This window comes from Burkholderia thailandensis E264, from assembly GCF_000012365.1.
Classification (GTDB): domain Bacteria; phylum Pseudomonadota; class Gammaproteobacteria; order Burkholderiales; family Burkholderiaceae; genus Burkholderia; species Burkholderia thailandensis.
Map to the genome: position 1 here is coordinate 1,846,934 of NC_007651.1, position 25,578 is coordinate 1,872,511.

At 66.5% G+C, this 25,578-nt stretch carries 25 protein-coding genes; 20 read left to right on the plus strand and 5 right to left on the minus strand.

Annotated features, from left to right (window positions below; translation table 11 throughout):
- Positions 1-85 precede the first annotated feature (85 nt).
- The 9 genes from rpsA to cysM all read left to right on the plus strand — a co-directional run bounded on the left by rpsA (position 86) and on the right by cysM (position 9,036).
- Positions 86-1,798 carry a 30S ribosomal protein S1 gene (gene rpsA / locus BTH_RS20555; protein WP_004189285.1) on the plus strand — a complete coding sequence of 571 codons (1,713 nt, stop codon included), beginning with the start codon at positions 86-88 and terminating at the stop codon, positions 1,796-1,798.
- Positions 1,799-1,820: 22 nt separating this feature from the next.
- Positions 1,821-2,144 (plus strand): integration host factor subunit beta, encoded by a 324-nt coding sequence (locus BTH_RS20560; protein ID WP_009889848.1) that lies wholly within the window; start codon positions 1,821-1,823, stop codon positions 2,142-2,144.
- A gap of 224 nt (positions 2,145-2,368) precedes the next feature.
- Positions 2,369-2,662 (plus strand): LapA family protein, encoded by a 294-nt coding sequence (locus BTH_RS20565; RefSeq protein WP_004195986.1) that lies wholly within the window; start codon positions 2,369-2,371, stop codon positions 2,660-2,662.
- A gap of 52 nt (positions 2,663-2,714) precedes the next feature.
- Positions 2,715-3,884, plus strand: coding sequence for a lipopolysaccharide assembly protein LapB (lapB, locus tag BTH_RS20570; RefSeq protein WP_009889850.1), 1,170 nt, complete (start codon positions 2,715-2,717; stop codon positions 3,882-3,884).
- A 120-nt stretch (positions 3,885-4,004) separates the two neighbouring features.
- On the plus strand, positions 4,005-5,405 hold the full coding sequence (locus BTH_RS20575; protein ID WP_009889852.1) for a UDP-glucose dehydrogenase family protein: 1,401 nt from the start codon (positions 4,005-4,007) through the stop codon (positions 5,403-5,405).
- Positions 5,374-6,360, plus strand: a complete 987-nt coding sequence (gene rfaE1 / locus BTH_RS20580) for a D-glycero-beta-D-manno-heptose-7-phosphate kinase (RefSeq protein ID WP_009889854.1) — start codon at positions 5,374-5,376, stop codon at positions 6,358-6,360. The genes BTH_RS20575 and rfaE1 overlap by 32 nt, the downstream gene beginning before the upstream one ends.
- A gap of 57 nt (positions 6,361-6,417) precedes the next feature.
- Complete coding sequence (gene rfaD / locus BTH_RS20585) at positions 6,418-7,410, plus strand: ADP-glyceromanno-heptose 6-epimerase (RefSeq protein WP_009889856.1); 993 nt, start codon at positions 6,418-6,420, stop codon at positions 7,408-7,410.
- A 71-nt stretch (positions 7,411-7,481) separates the two neighbouring features.
- Positions 7,482-7,799, plus strand: coding sequence for a ComEA family DNA-binding protein (locus tag BTH_RS20590; protein WP_009889858.1), 318 nt, complete (start codon positions 7,482-7,484; stop codon positions 7,797-7,799).
- A gap of 334 nt (positions 7,800-8,133) precedes the next feature.
- The gene (gene cysM / locus BTH_RS20600) at positions 8,134-9,036 is read left to right on the plus strand and encodes a cysteine synthase CysM (protein WP_009904404.1); all 903 of its coding nucleotides are present in this window, start codon (positions 8,134-8,136) and stop codon (positions 9,034-9,036) included.
- 94 nt (positions 9,037-9,130) lie between these two features.
- On the opposite strand, the gene mltB is transcribed toward cysM, so the two are convergent.
- Positions 9,131-10,372 carry a lytic murein transglycosylase B gene (gene mltB / locus BTH_RS20605; protein ID WP_009889862.1) on the minus strand — a complete coding sequence of 414 codons (1,242 nt, stop codon included), beginning with the start codon at positions 10,370-10,372 and terminating at the stop codon, positions 9,131-9,133.
- A gap of 178 nt (positions 10,373-10,550) precedes the next feature.
- Between mltB and BTH_RS20610 the strand changes: the two genes are divergently transcribed.
- Complete coding sequence (locus tag BTH_RS20610) at positions 10,551-11,474, plus strand: histone deacetylase family protein (RefSeq protein ID WP_009889864.1); 924 nt, start codon at positions 10,551-10,553, stop codon at positions 11,472-11,474.
- A 335-nt stretch (positions 11,475-11,809) separates the two neighbouring features.
- Here the strand turns inward: BTH_RS20610 and BTH_RS20615 are convergent, their stop codons facing one another.
- Positions 11,810-12,652, minus strand: coding sequence for an alpha/beta hydrolase (locus BTH_RS20615; RefSeq protein ID WP_025404108.1), 843 nt, complete (start codon positions 12,650-12,652; stop codon positions 11,810-11,812).
- 298 nt (positions 12,653-12,950) lie between these two features.
- Between BTH_RS20615 and BTH_RS20620 the strand changes: the two genes are divergently transcribed.
- The 6 genes from BTH_RS20620 (at position 12,951) to BTH_RS20645 (ending at position 19,341) form a co-directional block, all read left to right on the plus strand.
- Positions 12,951-13,985: a methionine ABC transporter ATP-binding protein gene (locus tag BTH_RS20620; protein ID WP_009889868.1), complete on the plus strand. Its 1,035-nt coding sequence runs from the start codon at positions 12,951-12,953 to the stop codon at positions 13,983-13,985.
- Positions 13,975-14,628, plus strand: a complete 654-nt coding sequence (locus tag BTH_RS20625) for a methionine ABC transporter permease (RefSeq protein ID WP_004522364.1) — start codon at positions 13,975-13,977, stop codon at positions 14,626-14,628. Before BTH_RS20620 ends, BTH_RS20625 begins: the two co-directional genes overlap by 11 nt.
- A gap of 79 nt (positions 14,629-14,707) precedes the next feature.
- Positions 14,708-15,508 carry a MetQ/NlpA family ABC transporter substrate-binding protein gene (locus BTH_RS20630; RefSeq protein WP_011402125.1) on the plus strand — a complete coding sequence of 267 codons (801 nt, stop codon included), beginning with the start codon at positions 14,708-14,710 and terminating at the stop codon, positions 15,506-15,508.
- A 228-nt stretch (positions 15,509-15,736) separates the two neighbouring features.
- On the plus strand, positions 15,737-16,486 hold the full coding sequence (locus tag BTH_RS20635) for an electron transfer flavoprotein subunit beta/FixA family protein (protein ID WP_004189750.1): 750 nt from the start codon (positions 15,737-15,739) through the stop codon (positions 16,484-16,486).
- Positions 16,487-16,501: 15 nt separating this feature from the next.
- A complete protein-coding gene (locus tag BTH_RS20640; protein WP_009889878.1) occupies positions 16,502-17,437 on the plus strand; it encodes an electron transfer flavoprotein subunit alpha/FixB family protein in 936 nt (311 codons plus the stop codon).
- Positions 17,438-17,550: 113 nt separating this feature from the next.
- The gene (locus tag BTH_RS20645; protein WP_009889880.1) at positions 17,551-19,341 is read left to right on the plus strand and encodes an acyl-CoA dehydrogenase; all 1,791 of its coding nucleotides are present in this window, start codon (positions 17,551-17,553) and stop codon (positions 19,339-19,341) included.
- A gap of 109 nt (positions 19,342-19,450) precedes the next feature.
- On the opposite strand, the gene BTH_RS20650 is transcribed toward BTH_RS20645, so the two are convergent.
- The gene (locus tag BTH_RS20650; protein WP_009904409.1) at positions 19,451-20,737 is read right to left on the minus strand and encodes a D-amino acid dehydrogenase; all 1,287 of its coding nucleotides are present in this window, start codon (positions 20,735-20,737) and stop codon (positions 19,451-19,453) included.
- A 146-nt stretch (positions 20,738-20,883) separates the two neighbouring features.
- Between BTH_RS20650 and BTH_RS20655 the strand changes: the two genes are divergently transcribed.
- Entirely contained in the window at positions 20,884-21,372 is a 489-nt protein-coding gene (locus BTH_RS20655; protein ID WP_004522368.1) for an Lrp/AsnC ligand binding domain-containing protein, read from the plus strand.
- Positions 21,373-21,482: 110 nt separating this feature from the next.
- Entirely contained in the window at positions 21,483-22,643 is a 1,161-nt protein-coding gene (locus BTH_RS20660) for a PA0069 family radical SAM protein (protein ID WP_009889883.1), read from the plus strand.
- A gap of 48 nt (positions 22,644-22,691) precedes the next feature.
- Here BTH_RS20660 and BTH_RS20665 read toward each other — a convergent pair whose 3' ends face one another.
- Positions 22,692-23,159, minus strand: coding sequence for an NINE protein (locus BTH_RS20665; protein ID WP_009889885.1), 468 nt, complete (start codon positions 23,157-23,159; stop codon positions 22,692-22,694).
- A gap of 107 nt (positions 23,160-23,266) precedes the next feature.
- Positions 23,267-24,424, minus strand: a complete 1,158-nt coding sequence (locus BTH_RS20670; protein WP_009889886.1) for a PQQ-dependent sugar dehydrogenase — start codon at positions 24,422-24,424, stop codon at positions 23,267-23,269.
- Positions 24,425-24,590: 166 nt separating this feature from the next.
- Here BTH_RS20670 and rpsP point away from each other — a divergent pair, with 166 nt between their 5' ends.
- Both rpsP and rimM read left to right on the plus strand, forming a co-directional pair.
- Positions 24,591-24,845 (plus strand): 30S ribosomal protein S16, encoded by a 255-nt coding sequence (rpsP, locus tag BTH_RS20675; protein WP_004189402.1) that lies wholly within the window; start codon positions 24,591-24,593, stop codon positions 24,843-24,845.
- A gap of 42 nt (positions 24,846-24,887) precedes the next feature.
- Positions 24,888-25,577 (plus strand): ribosome maturation factor RimM, encoded by a 690-nt coding sequence (gene rimM, locus BTH_RS20680; RefSeq protein ID WP_009889891.1) that lies wholly within the window; start codon positions 24,888-24,890, stop codon positions 25,575-25,577.
- Position 25,578 lies beyond the last annotated feature (1 nt).

Consider the following 25,578-nt stretch of genomic DNA (forward strand, 5'->3'; position numbering starts at 1 on the left):
TAACCCCGTGTGGATTCGCGGGCGCGTCGCCAGCCGTTGCGGCCGGCGCGGGCGGTAGAGCGAAACCACGCACAAACCGATTTTTATGTCCGACCTGCAAACCTCCAACCCGAATACCGAATCCTTTGCGGCTCTGTTCGAAGAGTCGCTGACCCGCCAAGACATGCGCGCCGGCGAAGTGATCTCCGCCGAAGTCGTGCGTGTCGACCACAACTTCGTGGTCGTCAATGCCGGCCTGAAGTCCGAGGCCTACATTCCGATCGAGGAATTCCTGAACGATCAGGGCGAGGTTGAGGTTCAGGCGGGCGATTTCGTTTCCGTCGCGATCGACGCGCTGGAAAACGGCTACGGCGACACGATCCTGTCGCGCGACAAGGCGAAGCGTCTGGCTTCGTGGCTGTCGCTGGAAAAGGCGCTCGACAACAACGAACTCGTCACGGGCACGATCACCGGCAAGGTGAAGGGCGGCATGACGGTGATGGTCAACGGCATCCGCGCGTTCCTGCCGGGCTCGCTCGTCGACACGCGTCCCGTCAAGGACACGACCCCGTACGAAGGCAAGACGCTCGAGTTCCGCGTGATCAAGCTCGACCGCAAGCGCAACAACGTCGTGCTGTCGCGCCGCGCGGTGATCGAAGCCACGCAAGGCGAAGAGCGCGCGAAGCTGCTCGAGACGCTCAAGGAAGGCGCGATCGTCAACGGCGTGGTCAAGAACATCACCGATTACGGCGCGTTCGTGGATCTGGGCGGCATCGACGGCCTGCTGCACATCACCGACATCGCATGGCGCCGCGTGCGTCACCCGAGCGAAGTCCTCTCGGTCGGCCAGGAAGTCACCGCGAAGATCCTCAAGTTCGACCAAGAGAAGAACCGCGTGTCGCTCGGCATCAAGCAACTGGGCGACGATCCGTGGGAAGGCATCTCGCGCCGCTACCCGTCGGGCACGCGCCTGTTCGGCAAGGTCACGAACATCACCGACTACGGCGCGTTCGTCGAAGTGGAATCGGGCATCGAAGGCCTCGTCCACGTGTCGGAAATGGACTGGACGAACAAGAACGTCGCTCCGTCGAAGGTCGTTCAGCTCGGTGACGAAGTCGAAGTCATGGTGCTCGAGATCGACGAAGACCGTCGTCGTATCAGCCTCGGCATGAAGCAGTGCAAGCCGAATCCGTGGGACGACTTCAGCCGCAACTTCAAGAAGGGCGACAAGATCACGGGCGCGATCAAGTCGATCACCGACTTCGGCGTGTTCATCGGCCTGCCGGGCGGCATCGACGGCCTCGTCCACCTGTCGGACCTGTCGTGGAGCGAAGCCGGCGAGGAAGCCGTTCGCAAGTACAAGAAGGGCGATGAAGTCGAGGCGATCGTGCTCGGCATCGACGTCGAGAAGGAACGCATTTCGCTCGGCATCAAGCAGCTCGAAGGCGATCCGTTCAGCAACTACGTCGCGATGAACGACAAGGGTTCGATCGTCGACGGCGTCGTGAAGTCGGTCGATGCGAAGGGCGCGGTCATCACGCTGACGCCGGACGTCGAAGGCTACCTGCGTGCGTCGGAAATCTCGCAGGATCGCGTCGAAGACGCGCGCAACGTGCTGAAGGAAGGCGAGAAGGTCAACGCGATGGTGATCAACATCGATCGCAAGTCGCGCGGCATCAACCTGTCGATCAAGGCGAAGGATTCGGCCGAGCAGCAGGAAGCGATGCGCGGCCTGCAAGCCGATTCGAGCGCCGCTGCGACGGGCACGACCAACCTCGGCGCGCTGCTGAAGGCGAAGCTCGACGGCCAGAACCAGTAAGCCTCGCGAGGTCTGCTGAAGTATGACCAAATCCGAGTTGGTCGCCCAGCTGGCATCGCGATTTCCGCAGCTCGTGTTGAAGGATGCGGATTTCGCGGTGAAAACGATGCTCGATGCGATGTCCGACGCGTTGTCGAAAGGGCATCGCATCGAAATTCGCGGCTTCGGCAGCTTCGGTCTGAACCGTCGCCCGGCGCGCGTCGGGCGCAATCCGAAGTCGGGGGAGAAGGTGCAGGTGCCCGAGAAGCACGTGCCGCACTTCAAGCCCGGCAAGGAATTGCGTGAGCGTGTCGACGGCCGCGCCGGCGAACCGTTGAAGAACGACGAGCCGGAAGACGGCCAGTGACGGTTCCGTCGCAGCCGAGGTCGAACCAGCATGGCTGAAAGAAAGCGCCCCTTGCGGGCGCTTTTTCTTTGGCGTGCGCCGCGTGCGTTTCGCGAAGCGCGTCAAGTGCCGGCGCAAGCGATTCACGAAGCGCGAAACGCTTCCTTTACAATACGGGGCGCCCGTGGCGCTGCGAAGGGGAGTCGCATGCGCCGCCGAACAATCTCAGTCAAAGAGAGGGAGTCATGAAGTTCATCGTCTGGTTGATCCGTGTGCTGGTGTTCGTGCTGTTGCTCGTGCTTGCGTTGGCCAATACGCAAAGCGCGACGCTGAATTTCCTCGCCGGCTACAACTGGCAGGCTCCGCTGATCCTGATCGGTCTCGCGTTTTTCGGCGTCGGGCTGATCGCGGGTTTGCTGTCGGCGCTGCCCGCGATCTTCCGGATGCGGATGGAGAACGGCCGCCTGAAGCGCGACTTGCGCGCCGTGCGCGAGAACCCGGCCGTCGTCGACCAGCCGCCGATGCCGCCCGTCATTTAACGATGCCGACGCCGCGCACGATGCGCGGCCCAGGTTTTTTTCGACACGTCGCATGGATCTTGATTTTTGGTGGCTGCTCGCCATTCCCGTCGCGTTCGCGCTCGGCTGGATGGCGTCGCGCTACGACCTCAACAAGCTGCTGTCCGAGAGCGCGAACCTGCCGCGCTCTTATTTCCGCGGCCTGAATTTCCTGCTGAACGAACAGCCGGACAAAGCGATCGACGCGTTCATCGAAGTCGCGAAGCTCGATCCCGAAACGGTGGAGCTGCACTTCGCGCTCGGCAACCTGTTTCGCCGCCGCGGCGAGACGGACCGCGCGATCCGCGTCCATCAGAACCTCCTGAGCCGCAACGATCTGCCCGTGAACGAGCGCGACCACGCGCTCTTCGAACTCGGGCAGGACTTCCTGAAGGCGGGCCTGCTCGACCGCGCGGAAGAGGCGTTCCACAAGCTCTCCGAAGGCGACTACGCGCTCGACGCGCAGCGCGCGCTTCTCACGATCTACGAGATCGAGAAGGACTGGATCAAATCGATCGACACCGCGACGCGGATTGAATCGATGGGCGCGCCGCGTCTTGCGACGGAGATCTCGCAGTTCCATTGCGAGCTTGCGCAGGACGCGCTGCAGCGCAAGAGCGCCGAACTCGCGGCCGAGCATCTGCGCGACGCGCTCGCGGTGAATCCGCAGAATGCGCGCGCGGCGATCCTGTCGGGCGATGCGGCCGCGGCGGCGGGCGACCATCGCGCGGCGATCGAGCACTGGCGGCGGATCGAAACGCAGAATCCCGCATACCTGCCGCTCGTCGCCGACAAGCTGATGAAGTCGTATACGGCGCTCGATCGGGCGGCCGAAGGCGCCGAACTGCTGACGGGGTATGCGCAGCGCTATCCGTCGAACGATCTGCTCGACGTCGTCTATCAGTACGTCGCGCAGCTGCGCGGCAACGACGTCGCGCATGCGCTCGCGCGCTCGCAGATGGAAAAGGCGCCGAACCTCTCCGGCATGCTGCACCTGCTCGACGCGCAGATCGCCGCGGCCGACGAGCCGCGCCGCGCGGAGCTCGAGATGATGCGCGCGCTCGTCAAGCAGCGCACCAAGAATCTGCCACGATATACGTGCCAGAATTGCGGTTTCCGGGCGCGCCTCTTCTATTGGCAGTGCCCCGGATGCAGCGGATGGGAAACCTATGCGCCGCGGCGCGTCGAACCCGCCGTTGCGTAATGAGGCAGTAACGAGGCAGTAACGAGGCAGTAATGGGGCAGGCCACGCGGGCCGGCGCGACACCGCCCGCGGCCTGAACCGGGCGGACGTCGTCCGCTCGAGCGAATCATCGGAATATTTATGAAGATCACCATCATCGGCACGGGCTACGTGGGCCTCGTCACCGGCGCGTGTCTCGCCGAGATCGGCCACGACGTGTTCTGTCTCGACGTCGATCCCCGCAAGATCGACATCCTGAACAACGGCGGCATGCCGATTCACGAACCCGGACTGCAGGAAATCATCGCGCGCACCCGCGCGGCCGGGCGCATCACGTTCTCGACCGACGTCGCGGCGAGCGTCGCGCATGGCGAGATCCAGTTCATCGCGGTCGGCACGCCGCCCGACGAGGACGGTTCGGCGGACCTGCAATACGTGCTCGAGGCGGCGCGCAACATCGGCCGCCACATGACGGGCTACAAGGTGATCGTCGACAAGTCGACGGTGCCCGTCGGCACCGCGCAGCGCGTGCGCGCTGTGGTCGACGAGGTGCTCGCCGCGCGCGGCCTCGAGGGCAGCGCCGAGCATCGCTTCTCGGTCGTGTCGAATCCCGAGTTCCTGAAGGAGGGCGCGGCCGTCGACGATTTCATGCGGCCCGACCGGATCATCATCGGCGTCGACGACGACGCGGCGGGCGCGATCGCCCGCGAGAAGATGAAGAAGCTCTACGCGCCGTTCAACCGCAATCACGAGCGCACGATCTACATGGATGTGCGTTCGGCCGAGTTCTCGAAATACGCGGCGAACGCGATGCTCGCGACGCGCATTTCGTTCATGAACGAAATGTCGAATCTCGCGGATCGCGTCGGCGCCGATATCGAGGCGGTGCGGCGCGGGATCGGCTCCGATCCGCGGATCGGCTATCACTTCCTGTATGCAGGCGTCGGCTACGGCGGCTCGTGCTTTCCGAAGGACGTGCAGGCGCTCATTCGCACCGCGAGCGAGAACGGTCAGCCGCTCAAGATTCTCGAGGCGGTCGAGGACGTGAACCACGCGCAGAAGAACGTGCTGCTCGACAAGATCGAACAGCGTTACGGCGCCGATCTGGCGGGCCGCACGTTCGCCGTCTGGGGGCTCGCGTTCAAGCCGAACACCGACGACATGCGCGAAGCGCCGAGCCGGCGCCTGATCGCGTCGCTGCTCGCGCGCGGCGCGACGGTGCGCGCGTACGATCCCGTCGCGCTCGACGAGGCGCGGCGTGTTTTCGCGCTCGATCTGCATGACGGGCCCGACGCGCTCGCGCGGCTCGCCTTCGTCGATTCGGCCGACGACGCGCTCGCGGGCGCGGACGCGCTCGTCATCGTCACGGAGTGGAAGGAATTCAAGAGCCCGGACTTCGCGCATCTGAAATCGGTGCTGAAAGCGCCCGTGATCTTCGACGGCCGCAACCTGTACGAACCCGACGCGATGGCCGAGCTCGGCATCGATTACCACGCTATTGGACGCCCCTATGTCGTGCCCTTCTCTTCCGAGCGCGAATAAGCGCACGGCGCTCGCCGCGACCGCGCGGGCCGTGCCGCGCGAGCAGATCGCGAAGTCGCGCGTGCTCGTCGTCGGCGACGTGATGCTCGATCGCTACTGGTTCGGCAACGTCAACCGGATCTCGCCCGAAGCGCCCGTGCCCGTCGTGCATGTGCAGCGGCAGGAGGAGCGCTTGGGCGGTGCGGCGAACGTCGCGCGCAACGCGGTGACGCTCGGCGGCCAGGCAGGCCTGCTGTGCGTGGTCGGGCGCGACGAGCCCGGCGAGCGGATCGTCGAGCTGCTCGGCGAGAGCGGCGTGACGCCGTATCTCGAGCGAGATCCGGCGCTGCCGACCACGATCAAGCTGCGCGTGCTCGCGCAGCAGCAGCAATTGCTGCGCGTCGACTTCGAGGCGTCGCCGACGCACGAGGTGTTGCTCGCGGGGCTTGCGCGCTTCGATGCGCTGCTGCCGTCGTACGACGTCGTGCTGATGTCCGACTACGCGAAGGGCGGCCTCACGCACGTGACGACGATGATTGCGAAAGCGCGCGCGGCGGGCAAGCCCGTGCTCGTCGATCCGAAGGGCGCCGATTGGGCGCGCTATCGCGGCGCGTCGCTGATCACGCCGAATCGCGCGGAGTTGCGCGAGGTCGTTGGGCAGTGGACGTCCGAGGACGATCTGCGCGCGCGCGTCACGAAGCTGCGCGAAGAACTCGCGCTCGACGCGCTGCTGCTCACGCGCTCGGAAGAGGGGATGACGCTCTTCTCGAACGACGGCGAACTGCACGTGAGCGCGCTCGCGCGCGAAGTGTACGATGTGTCGGGCGCGGGCGACACGGTGATCGCGACCGTCGCGACGATGCTCGGCGCGGGGCTGCCGCTCGTCGAAGCGGTGGTGCTCGCGAATCGCGCGGCGGGCATCGTTGTCGGCAAGCTCGGCACCGCGACCGTCGAGTACGGCGAACTGTTTCATTGAACGGCGACGGCGCGCACCGCCGCGCGCCGTGCGCACACTCTTATCGGCAGAACGATCATGACCCTCATCGTTACCGGCGCGGCCGGCTTCATCGGCGCGAACCTCGTCAAGGCGCTGAACGAGCGCGGCGAGACGCGCATCATCGCGGTCGACAACCTGACGCGCGCGGACAAGTTCAAGAATCTCGTCGATTGCGAGATCGACGACTATCTCGACAAGACCGAATTCGTCGAGCGCTTCGCACGCGGCGATTTCGGCAAGGTGCGCGCGGTGTTCCACGAAGGCGCCTGCTCGGACACGATGGAAACCGACGGCCGCTACATGATGGACAACAACTTCCGCTACAGCCGCGCGGTGCTTGATGCGTGCCTCGCGCAGGGCGCGCAGTTCCTGTATGCGTCGTCGGCCGCGATCTACGGCGGCTCGAGCCGCTTCGTCGAGGAGCGCGAGGTCGAGGCGCCGCTCAACGTGTACGGCTATTCGAAGTTCCTGTTCGATCAGGTGATCCGCCGCGTGATGCCGGGCGCGAAAAGCCAGATCGCGGGCTTTCGCTACTTCAACGTGTACGGGCCGCGCGAGTCGCACAAAGGGCGCATGGCGTCGGTCGCGTTCCACAACTTCAACCAGTTCCGCGCCGAGGGCAAGGTCAAGCTGTTCGGCGAGTACAGCGGCTATGGCCCGGGCGAGCAGACGCGCGATTTCGTGTCGGTCGAGGACGTCGCGAAGGTGAACCTGTATTTCTTCGATCATCCGGAGAAATCGGGCATTTTCAATCTCGGCACCGGTCGCGCACAGCCGTTCAACGACATCGCGGCGACGGTCGTCAACACGCTGCGCGCGCTCGAAGGCCAGCCGGCGCTCACGCTTGCCGAGCAGGTCGAGCAGGGGCTCGTCGAATACGTGCCGTTCCCGGACGCGCTGCGCGGCAAGTACCAGTGCTTCACGCAGGCCGACCAGACGAAGCTGCGCGCGGCCGGCTACGATGCGCCGTTCCTGACGGTGCAGGAAGGCGTCGATCGCTACGTTCGTTGGCTGTTCGGCCAGCTGTAAGCGGCGCGCCCGCCTCCTTAGACTGGGTCTCACGGTCGGCAGCCGCCGGCCGCTTTCCCACGGAGATCCAGATGCTGAAGAAACTTTTCGCGACGGTCGCGCTGTGCGCCGCGGCCGCGCACGGATGGGCTGCCGTCGACGTCAACGTCGCGAACGACGATGCGCTTCGCGGCATCAGGGGCATCGGCCCGGCGAAGGCCAAAGCGATCGTCGACGAGCGGAGCGCGCACGGCCCGTTCAAGGACGCGGCCGATCTCTCGCGCAGAGTGAAGGGCATGGGCGGCAAGACGGTCGAGCGCCTGCAGGCCGAGGGCCTCGCGATCGGCGCGGCCCGCGCGCCGGCCGCAGCCGCGGCGCCGCGGAAAGCGGCGGCTGCCGGCAAGAAATAATCCGGGCTGCTGACGATTCCGGTGCCGGCGGCCCTGCAATCGAGCGGCCGGCGGCAGGGTGATGCCTCCTTCAGGCGCCGCTTCGGCGGCGAATTCCCGCGGCGCATGCCGCGGGCTTTTTGCATGGGCGCAACGCAGCATACCCGCGCGCGGACGTCGCGCGGCGCTCCGCCGGGGCGGCGATCGCGATGCCGGGCGGCTCGCGCGCACCGAGTGCACCGAGTGTCGGAAGGCCGGGCCTCCTCGGCGGCGTGCTTGACGGCCGTCGTGCGCGCACGTTTCTCCGCTGGTTTACAATCGATCAATTCATCGGCATCGGATAAACGTGACGTTCATGGCTTACAAAACTATCGAAGACACGATCGGCAATACGCCGCTCGTGCAAATCGTCCGCTTGCCGGACGACGAGATTCGCGCCCGCAACAACGTGATTCTCGCGAAGCTGGAAGGCAACAATCCGGCGGGCTCGGTGAAGGACCGTCCCGCGCTGTCGATGATCCGCAAGGCGGAAGAGCGAGGCAGGATCAAGCCGGGCGATACGCTGATCGAGGCGACGAGCGGCAACACCGGGATCGCGCTTGCGATGGTGGCGGCGATCCGCGGCTACAAGATGGTGCTGATCATGCCGGAGGATCTGTCCGTCGAGCGTCGTCAGAGCATGGCTGCGTACGGCGCGGAAATCGTGCTGACGCCGGTGAAGGGCGGCATGGAATTCGCGCGCGATCTCGCCGACCAGATGCAGCGCGAAGGCAAGGGCGTGATCCTCGATCAGTTCGCGAATCCGGATAATCCGCTTGCGCATTACGAGGGCACCGGCCCCGAAATCTGGCGCGAGACCGAGGGCCGCATCACGCACTTCGTGTCCGCGATGGGCACGACGGGCACGATCATGGGTACGTCGCAGTATCTGAAGGAGCGGAATCCGGCCGTCGAGATCGTCGGCGCGCAGCCTGAAGAGGGCTCGCGGATTCCGGGCATCCGCAAGTGGCCGGAAGCGTATCTGCCGAAGATTTTCGATCGTAGCCGCATCGACCGCGTCGAGAACGTGAGCCAGGCCGCGTCCGAAGCGATGGCGCGCAAGCTCGCGGCCGTCGAAGGCATCTTCTGTGGCATCTCGTCGGGCGGCGCATGCGAAGTCGCGCTGCGCGTCGCGCGGCAGGTCGAGAATGCGACGATCGTGTTCGTCGTCTGCGACCGCGGCGACCGTTATCTGTCGACGGGGGTGTTTCCCGCGTAACGCGCGGCGCCGTCTCGCAGGCACCCGAAAAAAAGCGCCGCATCTACGGCGCTTTTCTCATTCGGGCCATTGCGCGCTTCGCGCCGTGCCGGCGTCATTCGGACGGCGGCTGCGCGGCGGGCGCGGGTGCCGCAGCGGCGGCGTCGGCGGGCGCCGACATCAGCTCGCCGCTTGCCTCCATTTGCGCCTTCACGCGCTCGCCCAGTTGGTAGACCGCAAGCGCATAGAAGAAGCTGCGGTTGTAGCGGGTCAGCACATAGAAGTTCTGCAGTCCGAGCTTGTATTCGGTTGCGCGGCCGGGCGTCGGCAGATCGATCACGGTGACGGGCGTGCTCGCCTCCGAGGCGATGTTGACGGACGCCTCGTCGAGCACGAGGCCCGCGCGCAGCAACTGTGAAAGCGCCCAGTGCGGCTCGGGCCGGCCGTCGGCCGCCGCTTGCGCGACGCCCTGGCTGCCCGTGTCGGGCGCGATGTTCCATACCACAGGCCGGCTGGTTTCCCAGCCGTGCTGCTTCAGGTAGTTCGCGACGCTGCCGATCGCGTCGGCCTCGCTCGCGCGCAGATCGATGTGGCCATTGCCGTCGTAATCGACCGCGTAATCGCGGATGCTGCTCGGCAGGAACTGCGGAATGCCGACCGCGCCCGTGTACGAGCCGAGCACGCTCGTCGGGTCGAGCTGGCTGTCGCGCGTCCAGACGAGAAAGTCTTCGAGATTCTTGCGGAACGTCGCCTGCCGCGCGTCGCGATTCGGCGTGTTCGGGTAGTCGAAGGCGAGCGTCGTCAGCGCATCGAGCGTGCGGAAGTTGCCCATGTAGCGGCCGTAGATCGTCTCGACGCCGATGATGCCGACGATCACCTCGGGCGGCACGCCGAACTCCGTGGACGCACGCTGCAGCGTGCCCTGGTTCGCGCGCCAGAACTTCACGCCGGCGTTCACGCGCACCGCGTCGAGAAAGCGCGACTGGTAGACGCGCCAATTCTTGACGGCGGGCGACGGCGCGGGCATCACGAGCTTCGCGGCGGTCGCCGAGTAGCTCACGCGCGCGAACAGCGCATGCAGCGCGTTTGCGTCGAAGCCGTGGCGCGCGACCATGTCGGCGATGAACGCGTCGATCTTCGCATTGTTCGCGTAGCGCTGCGGAACGATTTCCTCTTCGAACGTTTGCCCTTGCGGCACGCTCGGCTGCGGCTGCCCTTGCGCGACGATGGTCGCGGCGGGCTGCGTTTGCGCGACGGCGGCTGACGCGAAGAGCGTCGCGGCGAGCGACAGCGCGGCGAGCGGGAAGCGAAGACGGAAAGCGAGCGAGACGGGTGCGGCAGGCTGGTTGAAGGTCATGTCGAGGCGAAGCGGACGAGGCGGATGATTTCGGGTCAGTATAACCGACACGCCCGTCGCACCGGCCCGGCGCGGGGCGCGATGTGGTAAGTTAGCGGCGAACTTCGCACCAGACGATATCGCGGACATCCTTGACGGAGACCTGCGGCGCGCACCGGCCGCGTCGCGGAACGAGCTTATGCCAACGGCCTTTTACACGCACCCCGACTGCCTGCTGCACGAGATGGGGGAGTGGCATCCCGAGTCGCCGGCGCGGCTGTCGGCGATCCAGGATCAACTGATCGCGAGCCGCATCGACGACCTGATCGTCCACGAGACGGCGCCGTTCGCGAGCGAGACGGCGCTGGCCCGCGTGCATACGCAGGCGCACATCGACTACATCCGCAGCCGGATTCCGAAGGAAGGGTACGTCGAGATCGATCCCGACACGTCGCTGAACCGCTACACGTGGCGCGCGGCGCTGCGCGCGGCGGGCGCGGCCGTCGAGGCGACGGACGCGGTGCTCGAAGGCCGCTACGACAACGCGTTCTGCAGCGTGCGCCCGCCCGGCCATCATGCGGAGCCCGCGCGCGCGATGGGCTTCTGTTTCTTCAACAACGTCGCGATCGCCGCGCGCCATGCGCTCGAGATCCACGGTCTCGAGCGTGTGGCGATCATCGATTTCGACGTCCATCACGGCAACGGCACCGAGGCCGCGTTCGCGAACGACGAGCGGGTGCTGATGTGCAGCTTCTTTCAGCATCCGCTGTATCCGTTTTCGGGCGTCGACCATCAGGCGCCGAACATGGTCAATCTGCCGATGGCCGCGCGCACGAACGGGATGGCGGTGCGCGAGGCGGTCGACCTGATGTGGCTTCCGCGGCTCGATGCGTTCAAGCCGCAGATGCTGTTCGTGTCGGCGGGGTTCGACGCGCATCGCGAAGACGACATCGGCGGGATGGGGCTCGTCGAGGCCGACTACGAGTGGCTCACGCAGCAGGTCTGCGAAGTCGCGCGTCGGCATGCGCAAGGCCGGATCGTGAGCTGCCTCGAAGGCGGTTACAACCTGTCCGCGCTCGGGCGCAGCGTGGTCGCGCATCTGCGCGTGCTCGCAGGCGTGTGAGCGCCCCCCGGACGCGCATCGCGGATGGCATCGGCGCCGACGTTCGACGCCGGGCGCCGAGCGTAGGCGTGCGTCAGCATAGGTTGGCGCATGACCGACGTGCGTCGCCGAGCATCGGGGACGCACGTCGGTGCCCGTTTCCTCCATGCCGCCGCGCTCGAACGCGCGGGTGTCCGAACGGCCGCCAACGCGGCGGCGCGATGGCGCGATGGCGCGGTCGCCGTGCGCGTCCTCCCTTCGCGTGAAACGGTCGGCGCGCTGTTCGGCGACTTTCTCGGCATCTCTTTCCGTCCTCGCCTTCGTTTCCGCGTGACGCATCCGGCCCGGGCCCTGCCTCAACCGCGCGCCGGCGCGCGCGCGGCGATCCAGTCGATCTGCGCGCCGATCACGCGCTCACGTTCCAGATCGTTCATTGTCTCGTGATAGTTGCCTTCGTACAGCGTGAGCGTGCGGTCGGGCGAGCCGACATGCCGGCCGAAGTCGCGGCTGCCGTCGGGTTCGGTCAGCTTGTCGGCGGTGCCGTGATAGACGAGGACGGGCACGCGCAGCGCCGCGCGGCCGGCCTCGATTCGTCGCATCGCGTCGAGAATCTCGGCGCCCGTGCGCGCCGGCACCGGGCCGTGATGGACGAGCGGGTCGGCGCGATTCGCGGCGACCACGGCCGGATCGCGCGACAGCAGCGCGGCGTCGATCTTGATCGCCGGAAAGCGGGGCCACACGCGGCTGATGAAGCGGCTCATCGCGAGCATCCACCTCGGCACGTCGCGTCCCGGCGCGAGCGCGGGGCTCGACAGGATCAGGCCCGTCAAGCCCGGACGACGCACGGCCGCGCGCTCGACCGCATAGAGCGCGGCGACCGCGCCGCCCATGCTGTGTCCCATCAGGAAGAGCGGCGTGTCGTCGCGCGCGACGCTTGCGACGAGCGCGTCCGCGTCCTCCAGATATTGATCGAAGCGCTCGACCCACGCGCGTTCGCCGGGCGAATGCCCGTGCCCGCGCAAATCGATCGCGACAACCTCGATGCCCGCCGCATTCAGCCGCTCGGCGAGCGCCTGGTAGCGTCCCGCGTGCTCGGCGAGCCCGTGCACGAGCGCGACGGTCGCCCGCGGCGCCGCGGGCGAGAGCCCGGCTGCGGGCCAACGATAGGACGCGAGCTCGAGCCCGTCGGCGGTGCGCAGGCGCCCGCGCCGAGGGGCGGAGCCGGGATCGGCGGCTAGACCGGGCGAAGTCGAAGCGGCGGCATCCATGACGGGCGTCTCCGGAGTGTCATGATGAAGGATGGGCTCGATCATAGACGCCGTCCGTGACCGCCCGTGCGGGCGTCGTCCTCTAATCGCCTTTGGTTATGAAAAGGTGGAAATCGATTATTAAGGGAAATGTGACGAATGCGGTAAACTCGCGGGCTATTTCCTAGATGCGGCGGCGGCCGACAGCGAAGCCCGGCACATCCGGCTGCGCCGTTCCGCCGTTTTTTACATGATCGAAATTCGCAACCTTTCGCAGCGTTTCGAGGGGCCTCGCGGCTGGATCGAAGCGTTGCACAACGTCAATCTGACGATTCCGCAGGGCGAGGTATTCGGCATCATCGGCCGCAGCGGCGCGGGCAAGAGCACGCTCGTGCGCACGATCAACCTGCTCACGCGGCCGTCCGAAGGTAACGTGTTCGTCGACGGGCGCGACCTGACGCAATTGTCGGCGGGCGAGCTGCGCGGCGCGCGGCGCGACATCGGGATGATCTTCCAGCACTTCAACCTGCTGTCGTCGCGCACGGTGTTCGGCAACGTTGCGCTGCCGCTCGAGCTCGCCGGCGTAAAGCGCGCGGAAATCGAGGCGACCGTGCTGCCGCTTCTCGATCTCGTCGGCCTCGCCGCGCAGAAGGATCGCTATCCGGCGCAGATCAGCGGCGGGCAGAAACAGCGCGTCGGCATCGCGCGCGCGCTCGCGAGCAAGCCGAAGGTGCTGCTGTCGGACGAAGCGACGTCCGCGCTCGACCCCGAGACGACGCGCGCGATCCTCGACTTGCTTCGTCGCATCAACCGCGAACTCGGCCTCACGATCGTTCTCATCACGCACCAAATGGAAGTGATCAAGGACGTGTGCGATCGCGTCGCGGTGCTCGACGCGGGGCGCGTCGTCGAGGAAGGCAACGTGATCGACGTGTTCATGCGCCCGCATCACGAAGTCACGCGCGCGCTGATCGGCGACGTGATCGCGCAGGAGCTGCCGCCCGCGATGAAGGCGCGCGTCGCCGAGCGCCTGAAGACGGGCTCGGGCCATCTGCTGCGCCTCGCGTTCACGGGCTCGGGCGTCGACCAGCCGATCCTGTCGGAGACGATCCGGCGCTACGAGCTGGACTTCAACATCCTGCACGGCCAGATCGACGAGATTCAGGGCCGCGCGTTCGGTTCGCTCGCGGTGCTCGCCACGGGCGAGCCGGGCAAGGTGGGGCAGGCGTTCGCGTATCTGCGCGAGCAGGGCGTGGTCGTCGAGGAGCTTTCGTATGTTGAGTGAAATGTTCGATATGTTCGTGCAGTCGTTCTGGGAGACGCTGATCATGGTCGGCATCTCCGGAGCGGTCGGCGCGCTCGTCGGCCTGCCGCTCGGCGTGCTGCTCTATCTGACCGACCGCCAGGGCGTGCTGCAGAACCTCGCGGTGAACCGCGTGCTGGGCGGCGTCGTCAACGCGGTGCGCTCGACGCCGTTCATCATCCTGCTCGTCGCGGTGATTCCGTTCACGCGTCTGGCCGTCGGCTCGTCGATCGGCACGGCCGCGGCCGTGGTGCCGCTCACGATCGCGGCGGCGCCGTTCATCGCGCGGCTCGTCGAGACGGCGCTGCGCGAAGTCGACCGCGGCCTCATCGAGGCCGCGCAGGCGATGGGCGCGACGACGGGCCAGATCGTGTTCAAGGTGCTGCTGCCCGAATCGCTGCCGGGCATCGTCGCGGGGCTCACGATCACGTTCGTGTCGCTCGTCGGCTATTCGGCGATGGCGGGCGCGATCGGCGGCGGCGGCCTGGGCGACCTCGGCATCCGCTACGGCTATCAGCGCTATTTGCCCGAAGTAATGTGGACGGTCGTCGCGATCCTGATCGTGTTCGTGCAGATCGTGCAGTCGTTCGGCGACTGGCTCGTGCGGCGCCTGAGCCACAAGTGACGCAATCGACAATCGAAGACGAACGAGCGCCGCGCGTCTCGACATGCGACGGCGCCACAACCGCAGAGGAGATCCGAAGATGCAACGAAGAACGATGCTGAAGCTCGCCGCCGTGCTCGGCGCGGCCGCGTGCGTCGCGAGCGCGCACGCGCAGGCGCAGGCGCAGACGATCAAGGTCGGCGTGACGGGCGGCCCGCATGCGCAGGTGATGGAGGAAGTGAAGAAGGTCGCGGCGAAGAGCGGGCTCGACATCCGCATCGTCGAATTCTCCGACTACGTGCAGCCGAACGCGGCGCTCGCGGCGGGCGACCTCGACGCGAACAGCTACCAGCATGGCCCGTATCTCGAAGCGCAGGTGAAGGATCGCGGCTACAAGATCGTCAAGGTCGCGGATACGGTCACGTTCCCGATGGGCATCTATTCGAAGCGCGTGAAGTCGCTTGCGGATTTGCGGCCGGGGGCGCGGATTGCGATCCCGAACGATCCGACGAACGGCGGCCGCGCGCTGTTGCTGCTGCAGAAGCAGGGCCTGCTGAAGCTGCGCGACGGCGCGGGCCTGAAGGCGACGCGCTTCGACGTCGTCGACAACCCGAAGCAGTTGAAGCTCGTCGAGCTCGATGCCGCGCAGATCCCGCGCTCGCTCGCCGACGTCGACGCGGCCGCGATCAACACGAACTACGCGATGGAAGCCGGCCTGAAGCCGAAACAGGACGCGATCGCAATCGAGGGTCCGAACGGTCCGTACGCGAACATTCTCGCGGTGCGCGCCGAGGACAAGGACAAGCCGTGGGTCGCGAAGCTCGTTGCCGCATACCGGTCGCCCGAGGTGAAGCGCTTCATCGCGCGCCAATTCGGCGGCGCGGTGATCGCCGCCTGGTAGGGCGAACAAGAGGGCGCGCCGCTGATTAGAGGTGGAGATCGAAAGCCCGGGCTTGGCGTCCGGGTTTTTTCTCTTTTAAAATAGAACGACCGTTCGCTATTATCGGCATGCCGCAACGGAGCGCTATCCTCGGCGTAGCCGCAAATTGAATGACCGGCGTCGCCGCCGCGTGGGCGAGCCACGCTATAGAATGGCCGCTGGTCGTATTCGTAACTTTGGAGCGTGTGCATGAAAATCCTGGTGCCAGTGAAAAGAGTGGTCGATTACAACGTGAAGGTCCGCGTGAAGTCGGATGGCACGGGCGTCGATATCGCGAACGTGAAGATGTCGATGAACCCGTTCGACGAGATCGCCGTTGAGGAAGCGGTGCGCCTGAAGGAAGCGGGCGTGGCGACCGAGGTGATCGCGGTGTCGGTGGGCGTCGCGCAGGCTCAGGAAACGCTTCGCACGGCGCTCGCGATCGGCGCGGACCGCGCGATTCTCGTCGAATCGAATGACGAGGTGCAGCCGCTTTCCGTCGCGAAGATCCTGAAGGCGCTGGTCGACAAGGAGCAGCCGCAGCTCGTGATTCTCGGCAAGCAGGCGATCGACGACGACTCGAACCAGACGGGCCAGATGCTCGCCGCGCTCGCGAATCTGCCGCAAGCGACGTTCGCGTCGAAGGTGACGGTTGCGGACGGCAAGGCGACCGTCGCCCGTGAAGTGGACGGCGGCGCGGAAACGCTGTCGCTGACGCTGCCGGCCGTCGTGACGACGGACTTGCGCCTGAACGAGCCGCGCTACGTGACGCTGCCGAACATCATGAAGGCGAAGAAGAAGCCGTTGGAGACGGTGAAGCCGGAGGACCTGGGCGTGGACGTCGCGCCGCGTCTGAAGACGCTGAAGGTGGTCGAGCCGCCCAAGCGCGCGGCGGGCGTGAAGGTCGCGGACGTGAAGACGCTGGTCGAGAAGCTGAAGACCGAAGCCAAGGTGCTGTAAGGGGAGCGCAAAGAGATGACGATTCTGGTTATTGCGGAACATGACAACGCGTCGATCAAGGCCGCCACGCTGAACACGGTGGCCGCGGCAACGAAGATCGGCGGCGACATTCACGTGCTGGTGGCGGGCCACAATGCGCAGGGCGCGGCGGACGCGGCGGCGAAGATTGCGGGCGTGTCGAAGGTGCTGCTGGCCGACGCGCCGCAACTGGCGGACGGTCTTGCGGAAAACGTCGAGGCGACCGCGCTGAACGTCGCGAAGGACTACTCGCACATCCTCGCGCCGGCGACCGCGTACGGCAAGAACATCGCGCCGCGCATCGCGGCGAAGCTGGACGTCGCGCAGATCTCGGACATCACGGCGGTCGATTCGGCCGACACGTTCGAGCGCCCGATCTACGCGGGCAACGCGATCGCGACGGTGCAGTCGAGCGATCCGATCAAGGTGATCACGGTGCGCGCGACGGGCTTCGATCCGGTCGCGGCGCAAGGCGGCGGCGCGTCGGTCGAGAAGATCGACGCGGCGGCGGACGCGGGCATCTCGCAGTTCGTGAGCCGCGAAGTGACGAAGCTCGATCGTCCGGAACTGACGAGCGCGAGCATCATCGTGTCGGGCGGCCGGGGCCTCGGCAGCGGCGAGAACTACACGAAGGTGCTGGAGCCGCTGGCGGACAAGCTGCAGGCGGCGCTGGGCGCATCGCGCGCGGCGGTGGACGCGGGCTACGTGCCGAACGATTATCAAGTGGGCCAGACGGGCAAGATCGTCGCGCCGCAGCTGTACATCGCGGTGGGCATCTCGGGCGCGATTCAGCACCTGGCGGGGATGAAGGATTCGAAGGTGATCGTCGCGATCAACAAGGACCCGGAAGCGCCGATCTTCAGCGTGGCCGATTACGGCCTCGTCGGCGATCTGTTCACGCTCGTGCCGGAACTTGTGAACGAGCTCGGCTGACACGTTCAGCAGCCGGCGCGCGTCGCGTTCAGCGCACGAGCCAGTCGAACATGAACAAAGGGGCGCGGCGAGCGCCCCTTTTCACACCATAAGCAGACTAGGAGAGGAGCAACATGAGCTATACCGCACCCGTCAAGGACATGCTGTTCGTGATGAAGGAGCTGGCCGGCATCGACGCGGTCGCGAAGCTGCCCGGCTACGAGGACGCCGGCTTCGACACGGCGCAGGCCGTGCTCGACGAATCGGCGAAGTTCTGCGGCGAGGTGCTCGCGCCGCTGAACGTCGAAGGCGACAGGAACCCGAGCAGTTGGAAAGACGGCGCCGTCACGGCGACGCCCGGCTTCAAGGAGGCGTTCCGCCAGTTCGTCGAGGGTGGCTGGCAGGGGCTGCAGCATCCGACCGAATACGACGGTCAGGGCCTGCCGAAGCTGATCGCGACGCCGTGCATCGAGATGCTGAACGCATCGAACCTGTCGTTCGCGCTGTGCCCGCTGCTCACCGACGGCGCGATCGAGGCGCTTCTCACGGCCGGCACCGAAGCACAGAAATCCCGCTACGTGCCGAAGCTCATTTCCGGCGAATGGACGGGCACGATGAACCTGACGGAGCCGCAGGCGGGCTCCGATCTGGCGCTCGTGCGCTCGCGCGCGGAGCCGCAGCCCGACGGCTCGTACAAGGTGTTCGGCACCAAGATCTTCATCACGTGGGGCGAACACGACATGGCGGACAACATCGTCCACCTCGTGCTCGCGCGCACGCCGAACGCACCCGAAGGCGTGAAGGGCATCTCGCTGTTCATCGTGCCGAAGTTCCTCGTCAACGACGACGGCAGCCTCGGCGCGCGCAACGACGTGCACTGCGTGTCGATCGAGCACAAGCTCGGCATCAAGGCGAGCCCGACCGCGGTGCTGCAGTACGGCGACCACGGCGGCGCGATCGGCTATCTCGTCGGCGAAGAAAACCGCGGCCTCGAGTACATGTTCATCATGATGAACGCGGCGCGCTTCGGCGTCGGGATGCAGGGCATCGGCGTCGCCGAGCGCGCGTACCAGAAGGCCGCCGAGTTCGCGAAGGAGCGCGTGCAAAGCCGTCCCGTCGACGGCTCCGCGAAGCAGTCGGTGACGATCATCCATCATCCGGACGTGCGCCGGATGCTCGCGACGATGCGCGCGCTGACGGAAGGCGCGCGTGCGCTGTCCTACGTGGCCGCCGCGCATAGCGATCACGCGCACCGCGCGGCCGACGAAGGCGTGCGTGCGAAGCATCAGGCGATCTACGAATATCTGGTGCCGATCGTGAAGGGCTGGAGCACCGAGATGGTCAACGAGGTCGCGAGCCTCGGCATCCAGGTGCATGGCGGGATGGGCTTCATCGAGGAAACGGGCGCCGCGCAGTACTACCGCGACGCGCGCATTCTCGCGATCTACGAGGGTACGACCGCGATCCAGGCGAACGACCTCGTCGGCCGGAAGACGGTGCGCGACGGCGGCGCGGTCGCGAAGGCGCTCGTCGGCGAGATCCGTCAGACGGCCGAAGCGCTCGGCGCGCACGATGGCCCGGCGTTCGCCGCAATGAAGGCGCAACTGGAGAACGGCGCGCGTGCGCTATCGGCCGTCGTCGACTTCGTCGTCGCGAACGTGAAGGGCGATCCGAACGCGGTGTTCGCCGGCAGCGTGCCGTATCTGAAGCTGGCGGGCGTCGTGCTCTGCGGCTGGCAAATGGCGCGTGCGCTGCTCGTCGCGCAGCAAAAGCGCGCCGATGATCCGAAGTTCTACGACGCGAAGATCGCGATCGCCCAATTCTATGCGGAGCACATCCTCGCGCAGGCAAGCGGGTTCGAAGCTGCGATCGTCGGCGCGAAGGGCGGGCAGGGCGTGTTCGCGCTGACGGAAGACCAGTTCTGAGCGTCGGGGCGGCCGCCAGGCGCCGCAACGCGGAACGGCGCCCTCGGGCACCGTTCTTTTTGGAGAGGCGGCCGCTGCACACGGGCCGCCTCGGTCGCGCGTCAGCGCGTCATGCGTACGCGGGGCGATGCTCGCCGTCCGTCTCGCTCAGGTAGCGATGCACCGACAGATCGTCCGCGCGGATCGCGGGCTTCTTGCCGGACATCAGATCGGCGAGCAACTGGCCGGAGCCGCACGACATCGTCCAGCCGAGCGTGCCGTGGCCCGTGTTCAGGAACAGATTCGGCACGGGCGTGCGGCCGACGATCGGCGTGCCGTCCGGCGTCATCGGCCGCAGGCCGGTCCAGAACGACGCGTTCGCCGTGTCGCCGCCGCCCGGGAACAGGTCGTTCACGCACATTTCGAGCGTGTCGCGGCGCGCCTGGCGCAGTCGCTTGTCGAAGCCGACGATCTCCGCCATTCCGCCGACGCGAATCCGCTCGTCGAAACGCGTGATCGCGATCTTGTAGGTCTCGTCGAGCACGGTCGACACGGGCGCTTTCGCCGCGTCGACGATCGGCGCGGTGATCGAATAGCCTTTCAGCGGATACACCGGAATCTTCACGAGATTCGCGACGAGGTTCGTCGAGAACGCGCCGAGCGCGACCACGTAGGCGTCGGCGCGCACCATTTCGCCGCCGCACTGGACGCCCGCGATCTTGCCGCCCGCGACGGCGAGCGCATCGATGCGCGTGTTGAAGCGGAACTTCACGCCGAGCTGCTCGGCGAGCGCGGCGAGACGCGTCGTGAAGAGCTGGCAGTCGCCCGTTTCGTCGCCCGGCAGGCGCAGGCCGCCCGTCAACTTGTGCGACACCGCGGCGAGCGCCGGCTCGGCTTTCTTCAGTTCGTCGCTCGACAGCAGCTCGAACGGCACGTTCGCTTCCCGCAGCACGGCGATGTCCTTCGCGGCGCCGTCGAGTTGCTGCTGCGTGCGGAAGACCTGCAGCGTGCCGCCCGTGCGGCCTTCATACTGGATGTCCGTCTCCGCGCGCAGCGCCTGCAGGCAATCGCGGCTGTATTCGGCAAGGCGCACCATCCGGCCCTTGTTCAGCGCATAGCGCTCGGTCGTGCAGTTGCGCAGCATCTGCCACATCCATTGCAGTTGGAAGCGCGTGCCGTCGAGGCGGATCGCGAGCGGCGCGTGCTTCTCGAACATCCACTTGACGGCCTTCAGCGGCACGCCGGGCGCGGCCCACGGCGCCGCGTAGCCGGGCGAGATCTGGCCCGCGTTCGCAAAGCTCGTGTCAAGGGCGGGGCCGGCCTCGCGGTCGATCACCGTGACTTCATGGCCCGCGCGCGCCAGATAATAGGCGCTTGCCACGCCAACCACGCCACTGCCCAAAATAACCACACGCATAGCTGCTCCGGATAGAGAAAACGCCGGACGGCGCGCGGCGCATCCGATGCGCTCTGCGATTTCCGTTCGACCTAGTTTTTTGCGCTATGTTATGGTTGATCAACCAGGTTTTGTTATTGTATTTTTTTGATTTTCAGTAAAAAGAGATGAGAACTCAACGTCAGCCGGTACGCGCGCTCGACAAGCTCGATCGGCGCATTCTGAAGTTGCTGCAAGAGGACGGGCGCATGGCGATGAAGGACCTCGCCGAGCGCGTCGGCCTGACGGTCACGCCGTGCATCGAACGGGTGCGGCGGATGGAGCGCGACGGCGTGATCACCGGCTACCACGCGCGTGTCGATCCTTCGCAGCTTGGCGCCTCGCTGCTCGTGTTCGTCGAGATCACGCTCGATCACAAGAACGGCAACATGTTCGAGCAGTTTCGCCGCGAGGTGATGAAGATCGACGAAGTGCTCGAATGCCATTTGGTGTCGGGCGACTTCGACTACCTGATCAAGGCGCGGATCGGCGAGATGGCCGATTACCGGAAGCTGCTCGGCGACATCCTGCTTCAGTTGCCGGGCGCCGTACAATCGAAGAGCTATGTCGTGATGGAGGAGATCAAGGAGACGCTGATGATCGCGGTCGACGAGTGAGCGCGCGAACGCCTGCCCGAAGCGCTTGGCACAAACCGCCAATTACTGTATGTTTATACAGTAATTGGCGGTTTTGTCATTGGCGGCCCGGGCCGCGTACCAGAGGCACGATGAGCGAACGATCCGACGTCGAATATCCGGTGGCGCCGCCCGCGCCCCGCAAGGGGCGCGGCGCGGTGGGCAACCTGCAGGGGCGCTACGAGACCGTCGAGCGCGAGACGGTAGACGACGGCTGGGCGCGCGACGACGATGGCGAGCCGCCCGTGCCGTTGCGCACGCAGGTGTTCGAGGAGCGAGCGAGGACGATCCTCACGCGCAATGCGTCGCCGGATATTCCGTTCAACGTGTCGCTGAACCCTTATCGCGGCTGCGAACACGGCTGCATTTACTGCTTCGCGCGGCCGACGCACAGCTATCTCGGGCTGTCGCCGGGGCTGGATTTCGAGAGCCGGATCTACGCGAAGATGAACGCCGCGGAGTTGCTCGAGCGCGAGCTCGCGAGGCCGCGCTACGTGCCCGAGCCGATCGCACTGGGCGTGAATACGGACGCGTATCAGCCGGTCGAGCGAGAACTGCGGATCACGCGGCAACTGATCCAGGTGATGCGCGACCACGGTCAGCCGTTCGCCGCGATCACGAAGTCGTCGCTGATCGAGCGCGATCTCGATCTGCTCGTGCCGATGGCCGAGCGACGGCAGGTGATGGCGGCCGTGACGATCACGACGCTCGATCCCGAGCTCGCGCGTGCGCTCGAGCCGCGCGCCGCGACGCCGGCGCGCAGGCTTCGGACGATCCGCGCGTTGCGCGACGCCGGGGTGCCGGTCGGCGTGAGCGTCGCGCCGATGATCCCGTTCGTCACCGAACCCGATCTCGAACGCGTGCTCGAGGCGTGCGCGGACGCGGGCGCGACGCACGCGAGCTACATCGTGCTGCGGCTGCCGTGGGAAGTCGCGCCGCTTTTCACCGAATGGCTCGCCGCGCATTTCCCCGATCGCGCGGAGCGGGTGATGGCGCGCGTGCGGGACATGCGCGGCGGCAAGGATTACGACGCGGATTTCAGCCGCCGGATGAAGGGCGAAGGGATGTGGGCCGATCTGCTCAAGCAGCGCTTCCGGATGGCGGTCAAGCGTTGCGGGCTGAACGAACGCGCGCGAGGGATTCTCGATTTCTCGCAATTTTGCGCGCCGCAGCGATCGACGCCGATGAGGTCGCACCCACAGCCGCGCGAGGCGGCGCAAACGAAAGACCATCCGCAACTCAGCCTGTTCTGAGCGACACGGGCGGCGCGTCGTGTCACGCTGGCTGAGCCGGCGGATGCGTCATTGCGAAATTTGCTTGGCGGCTTCGACCTGCGATTCGAAATACGTCTGGAACGCAAGCGCGAGCCCCGTCATCAGCAGAAATGCGCCGATCAGCAGCGAAAAGATGACGACGAACACGACACCCCAGCCGGAGCGGCTGTGGCGGCCCGTCTCGGCATTGAATTGCGCGTCCCACTTGTCGTCGGCGCGCAGCCCGTAGACGAGCGCCGCGAGAAACGCGGCGAGCAGCGATATCGCGCCGGGCACGGCAAGCCACCAGCCGAGCGCGGCGGCCCGTCCCGATGCGGCGAGCAACAGGAAGCCGGGAATGCCGACGATCGTCGCCAGCAGGTGCGCCCAGCCGGCGAGGTCCTTCCAGCCATACAGATAGAAGCGGTGCGCGCCGAGCGAGCCGAACAGGAAGGCGAGCAGTGCGGTAAGCGTCTTCGAGCGAAAGCGGGGCGGCGTGGACGTGCTGCTGGACATGTCGGGGGGCAATGGGTCTTCTTCGTGGACGCTCGGGCGAGGCCCGGGCGCGGTGGTCGGCTCGCATTCTACGATGCGGGGCGCGGCGTGGTCACGCCAAGACTGCGTCAATGCGTCGCATCATAGGTGATCCGGTAGATCGCGCCCGCGTAGTCGTCGCTGACGAGGAGCGAGCCGTCCGGCAGCGGCAATACGTCGGCGGGGCGCCCCCACACGCTTTCGTCGGGCCGCCGCCACCCGTCGATGAACGTTTCCTGGCGCGCGGCGCGACCGTCGGGCGACGCGATCACGCGCACGACCCGGTAGCCGACCTTGCGGCTGCGGTTCCACGAGCCGTGCTCGGCGATGAAGATGTTGTCGCGGTATTCGGGAGGGAACATGCCGCCCGTATAGAAGCGCATGCCGAGCGCGGCGACGTGCGCGCCCAGCTTGAGCACGGGCGGCGCGTAGCTCGCACATGTGTGACCGCGCCCGAACTGCGGATCGAGCACGTCGCCGCCGTGGCAGAACGGATAGCCGAAGTCGAGTCCCGCGCGCGGCGCGCGGTTCAGCTTGTCGTCGGGGCGGTCGTCGCCCATCAGGTCGCGGCCGTTGTCGGTGAACCAGAGTTCGTGCGTCGCCGGATGCCACGCGAAACCGACGGTGTTGCGGACGCCTCGTGCGTAGACCTCGTAGCCGCTGCCGTCGGCATTCATCCGGCCGATCATCGCGTAGCGGTCGCGATCGGCGATGCAGATGTTGCATGGCGCGCCCGTCGGCACATAGAGCTTGCCGTCGGGGCCGAACGCGATGAATTTCCAGCCGTGATGGCGGTCGGCCGGCAGCGTGTTCGTGACGACGGCGGGTTTCGGCGGAGTGGCGATTCGCTCGTCGATTCGGTCGAAGCGTAGAATCCGCGACACGGCCGACACGAAGAGCGCGCCGTTGCGATACGCGACCCCAACCGGCATCTCCAGCCCCGATGCGATCACGCGGTGCTCGCGAACGTGGCCGTCGCGCACGACGAGCGCATGGACGCGTCCGTCCATGCTGCCGACGTAGAGGATGCCGCGGGGCGACCACGCCATTTCGCGCGCCGTGGGCACGTCGTCGGCGAGCACCTGGACCCGAAATCCGGGCGGCACGCCGAGTTCGTCGATCGGCAGTGCGGCCGACGCGGCGGGGGCGGCTATTGTGGCAAGAAGGAGACACGCGGCGGGCGCCGCGCGCAGCGACGTCGGCAGGCCGGACGAAACGATGCGAGACAGGGCGATGAGGCGGCGCATGGCGGACGAAGGCAGGGCGGGCGCGGGGCGCGCAACAGGCCGATTGTAGGCCTCCGCAGCCGGAGGGCGGGTTTTTTGGCAGGTAAGTGTTTGTTGTGCCACCGGTTTCGGGCTATAATCGCACGTTTCAGTAGTTTTCGAACCCGGTTTTCCCGAAGGATTTCATATGGTCATCATCCGTCTGGCTCGCGGCGGCTCGAAGAAGCGCCCGTTCTACAACATCGTCGCTACCGATTCGCGCAACCGTCGCGACGGCCGCTTCATCGAGCGCGTCGGCTTCTACAACCCGGTCGCGACGAAGGGCGAAGCGCTGCGCATCGCTCAAGACCGTCTGACGTACTGGCAAGGCGTGGGCGCGCAACTGTCGCCGACCGTCGAGCGTCTCGTGAAGCAGGCGCAAAAGGCGCAGCCGGCTGCCTAACATGGCGCGGCGTGCCGGAACTGCCGGCTGTGAGGTTCGTTGATGGCTGGTCACGATTCCGGTAGCGCGAAGCGCGGGCGGTCGCCGTCGTTCGGCGTATTCGTCCGCAAGCCGGTCGAGCGCGCGCCCACGAAAGGGGCGGGCGACGGCGCGGCTGATTCGGAAGCAATTCGCATCGATGCGGCGCAGCCGTGGCCGGACGATGCGGTCGAGGTCGGCGCGGTGGTCGATGCGTACGGCCTCAAGGGCTGGGTCAAGCTCGTGGCCCATGCCGGGGCGGGGCGGGGCGGCGATGCGCTGCTCAAGGCTCGCGACTGGTGGCTGCAAAAGGGGGGCGAGCGGAAGTTCGCGCGCGTCACGCAGGCGAAGCTGCACAGCGACGCGGTCGTCGCGCATCCGGCCGGCTCTGTCGATCGCGATACGGCGCTTGCGCTGCGCGGCTTTCGCGTATTCGTGCGCCGCGGCGATTTCCCGGCGCTCGCCGCCGACGAGTTCTACTGGGTCGATCTGATTGGCCTCGACGTGGTCAACGAGGCTGGCGTCGCGCTCGGCAAGGTTGCCGATATGATTGACAACGGCGTGCATTCGATCATGCGCGTCGAATATCCGGCGACCGGCAAGGATGGCCGGCCGACGACCGGCGAGCGGCTGATTCCGTTCGTCGGCGTGTACGTGAAGGCGGTCGAGCAGGCGGCGGGACGCATCGTCGTCGACTGGGAAGCCGATTACTGAA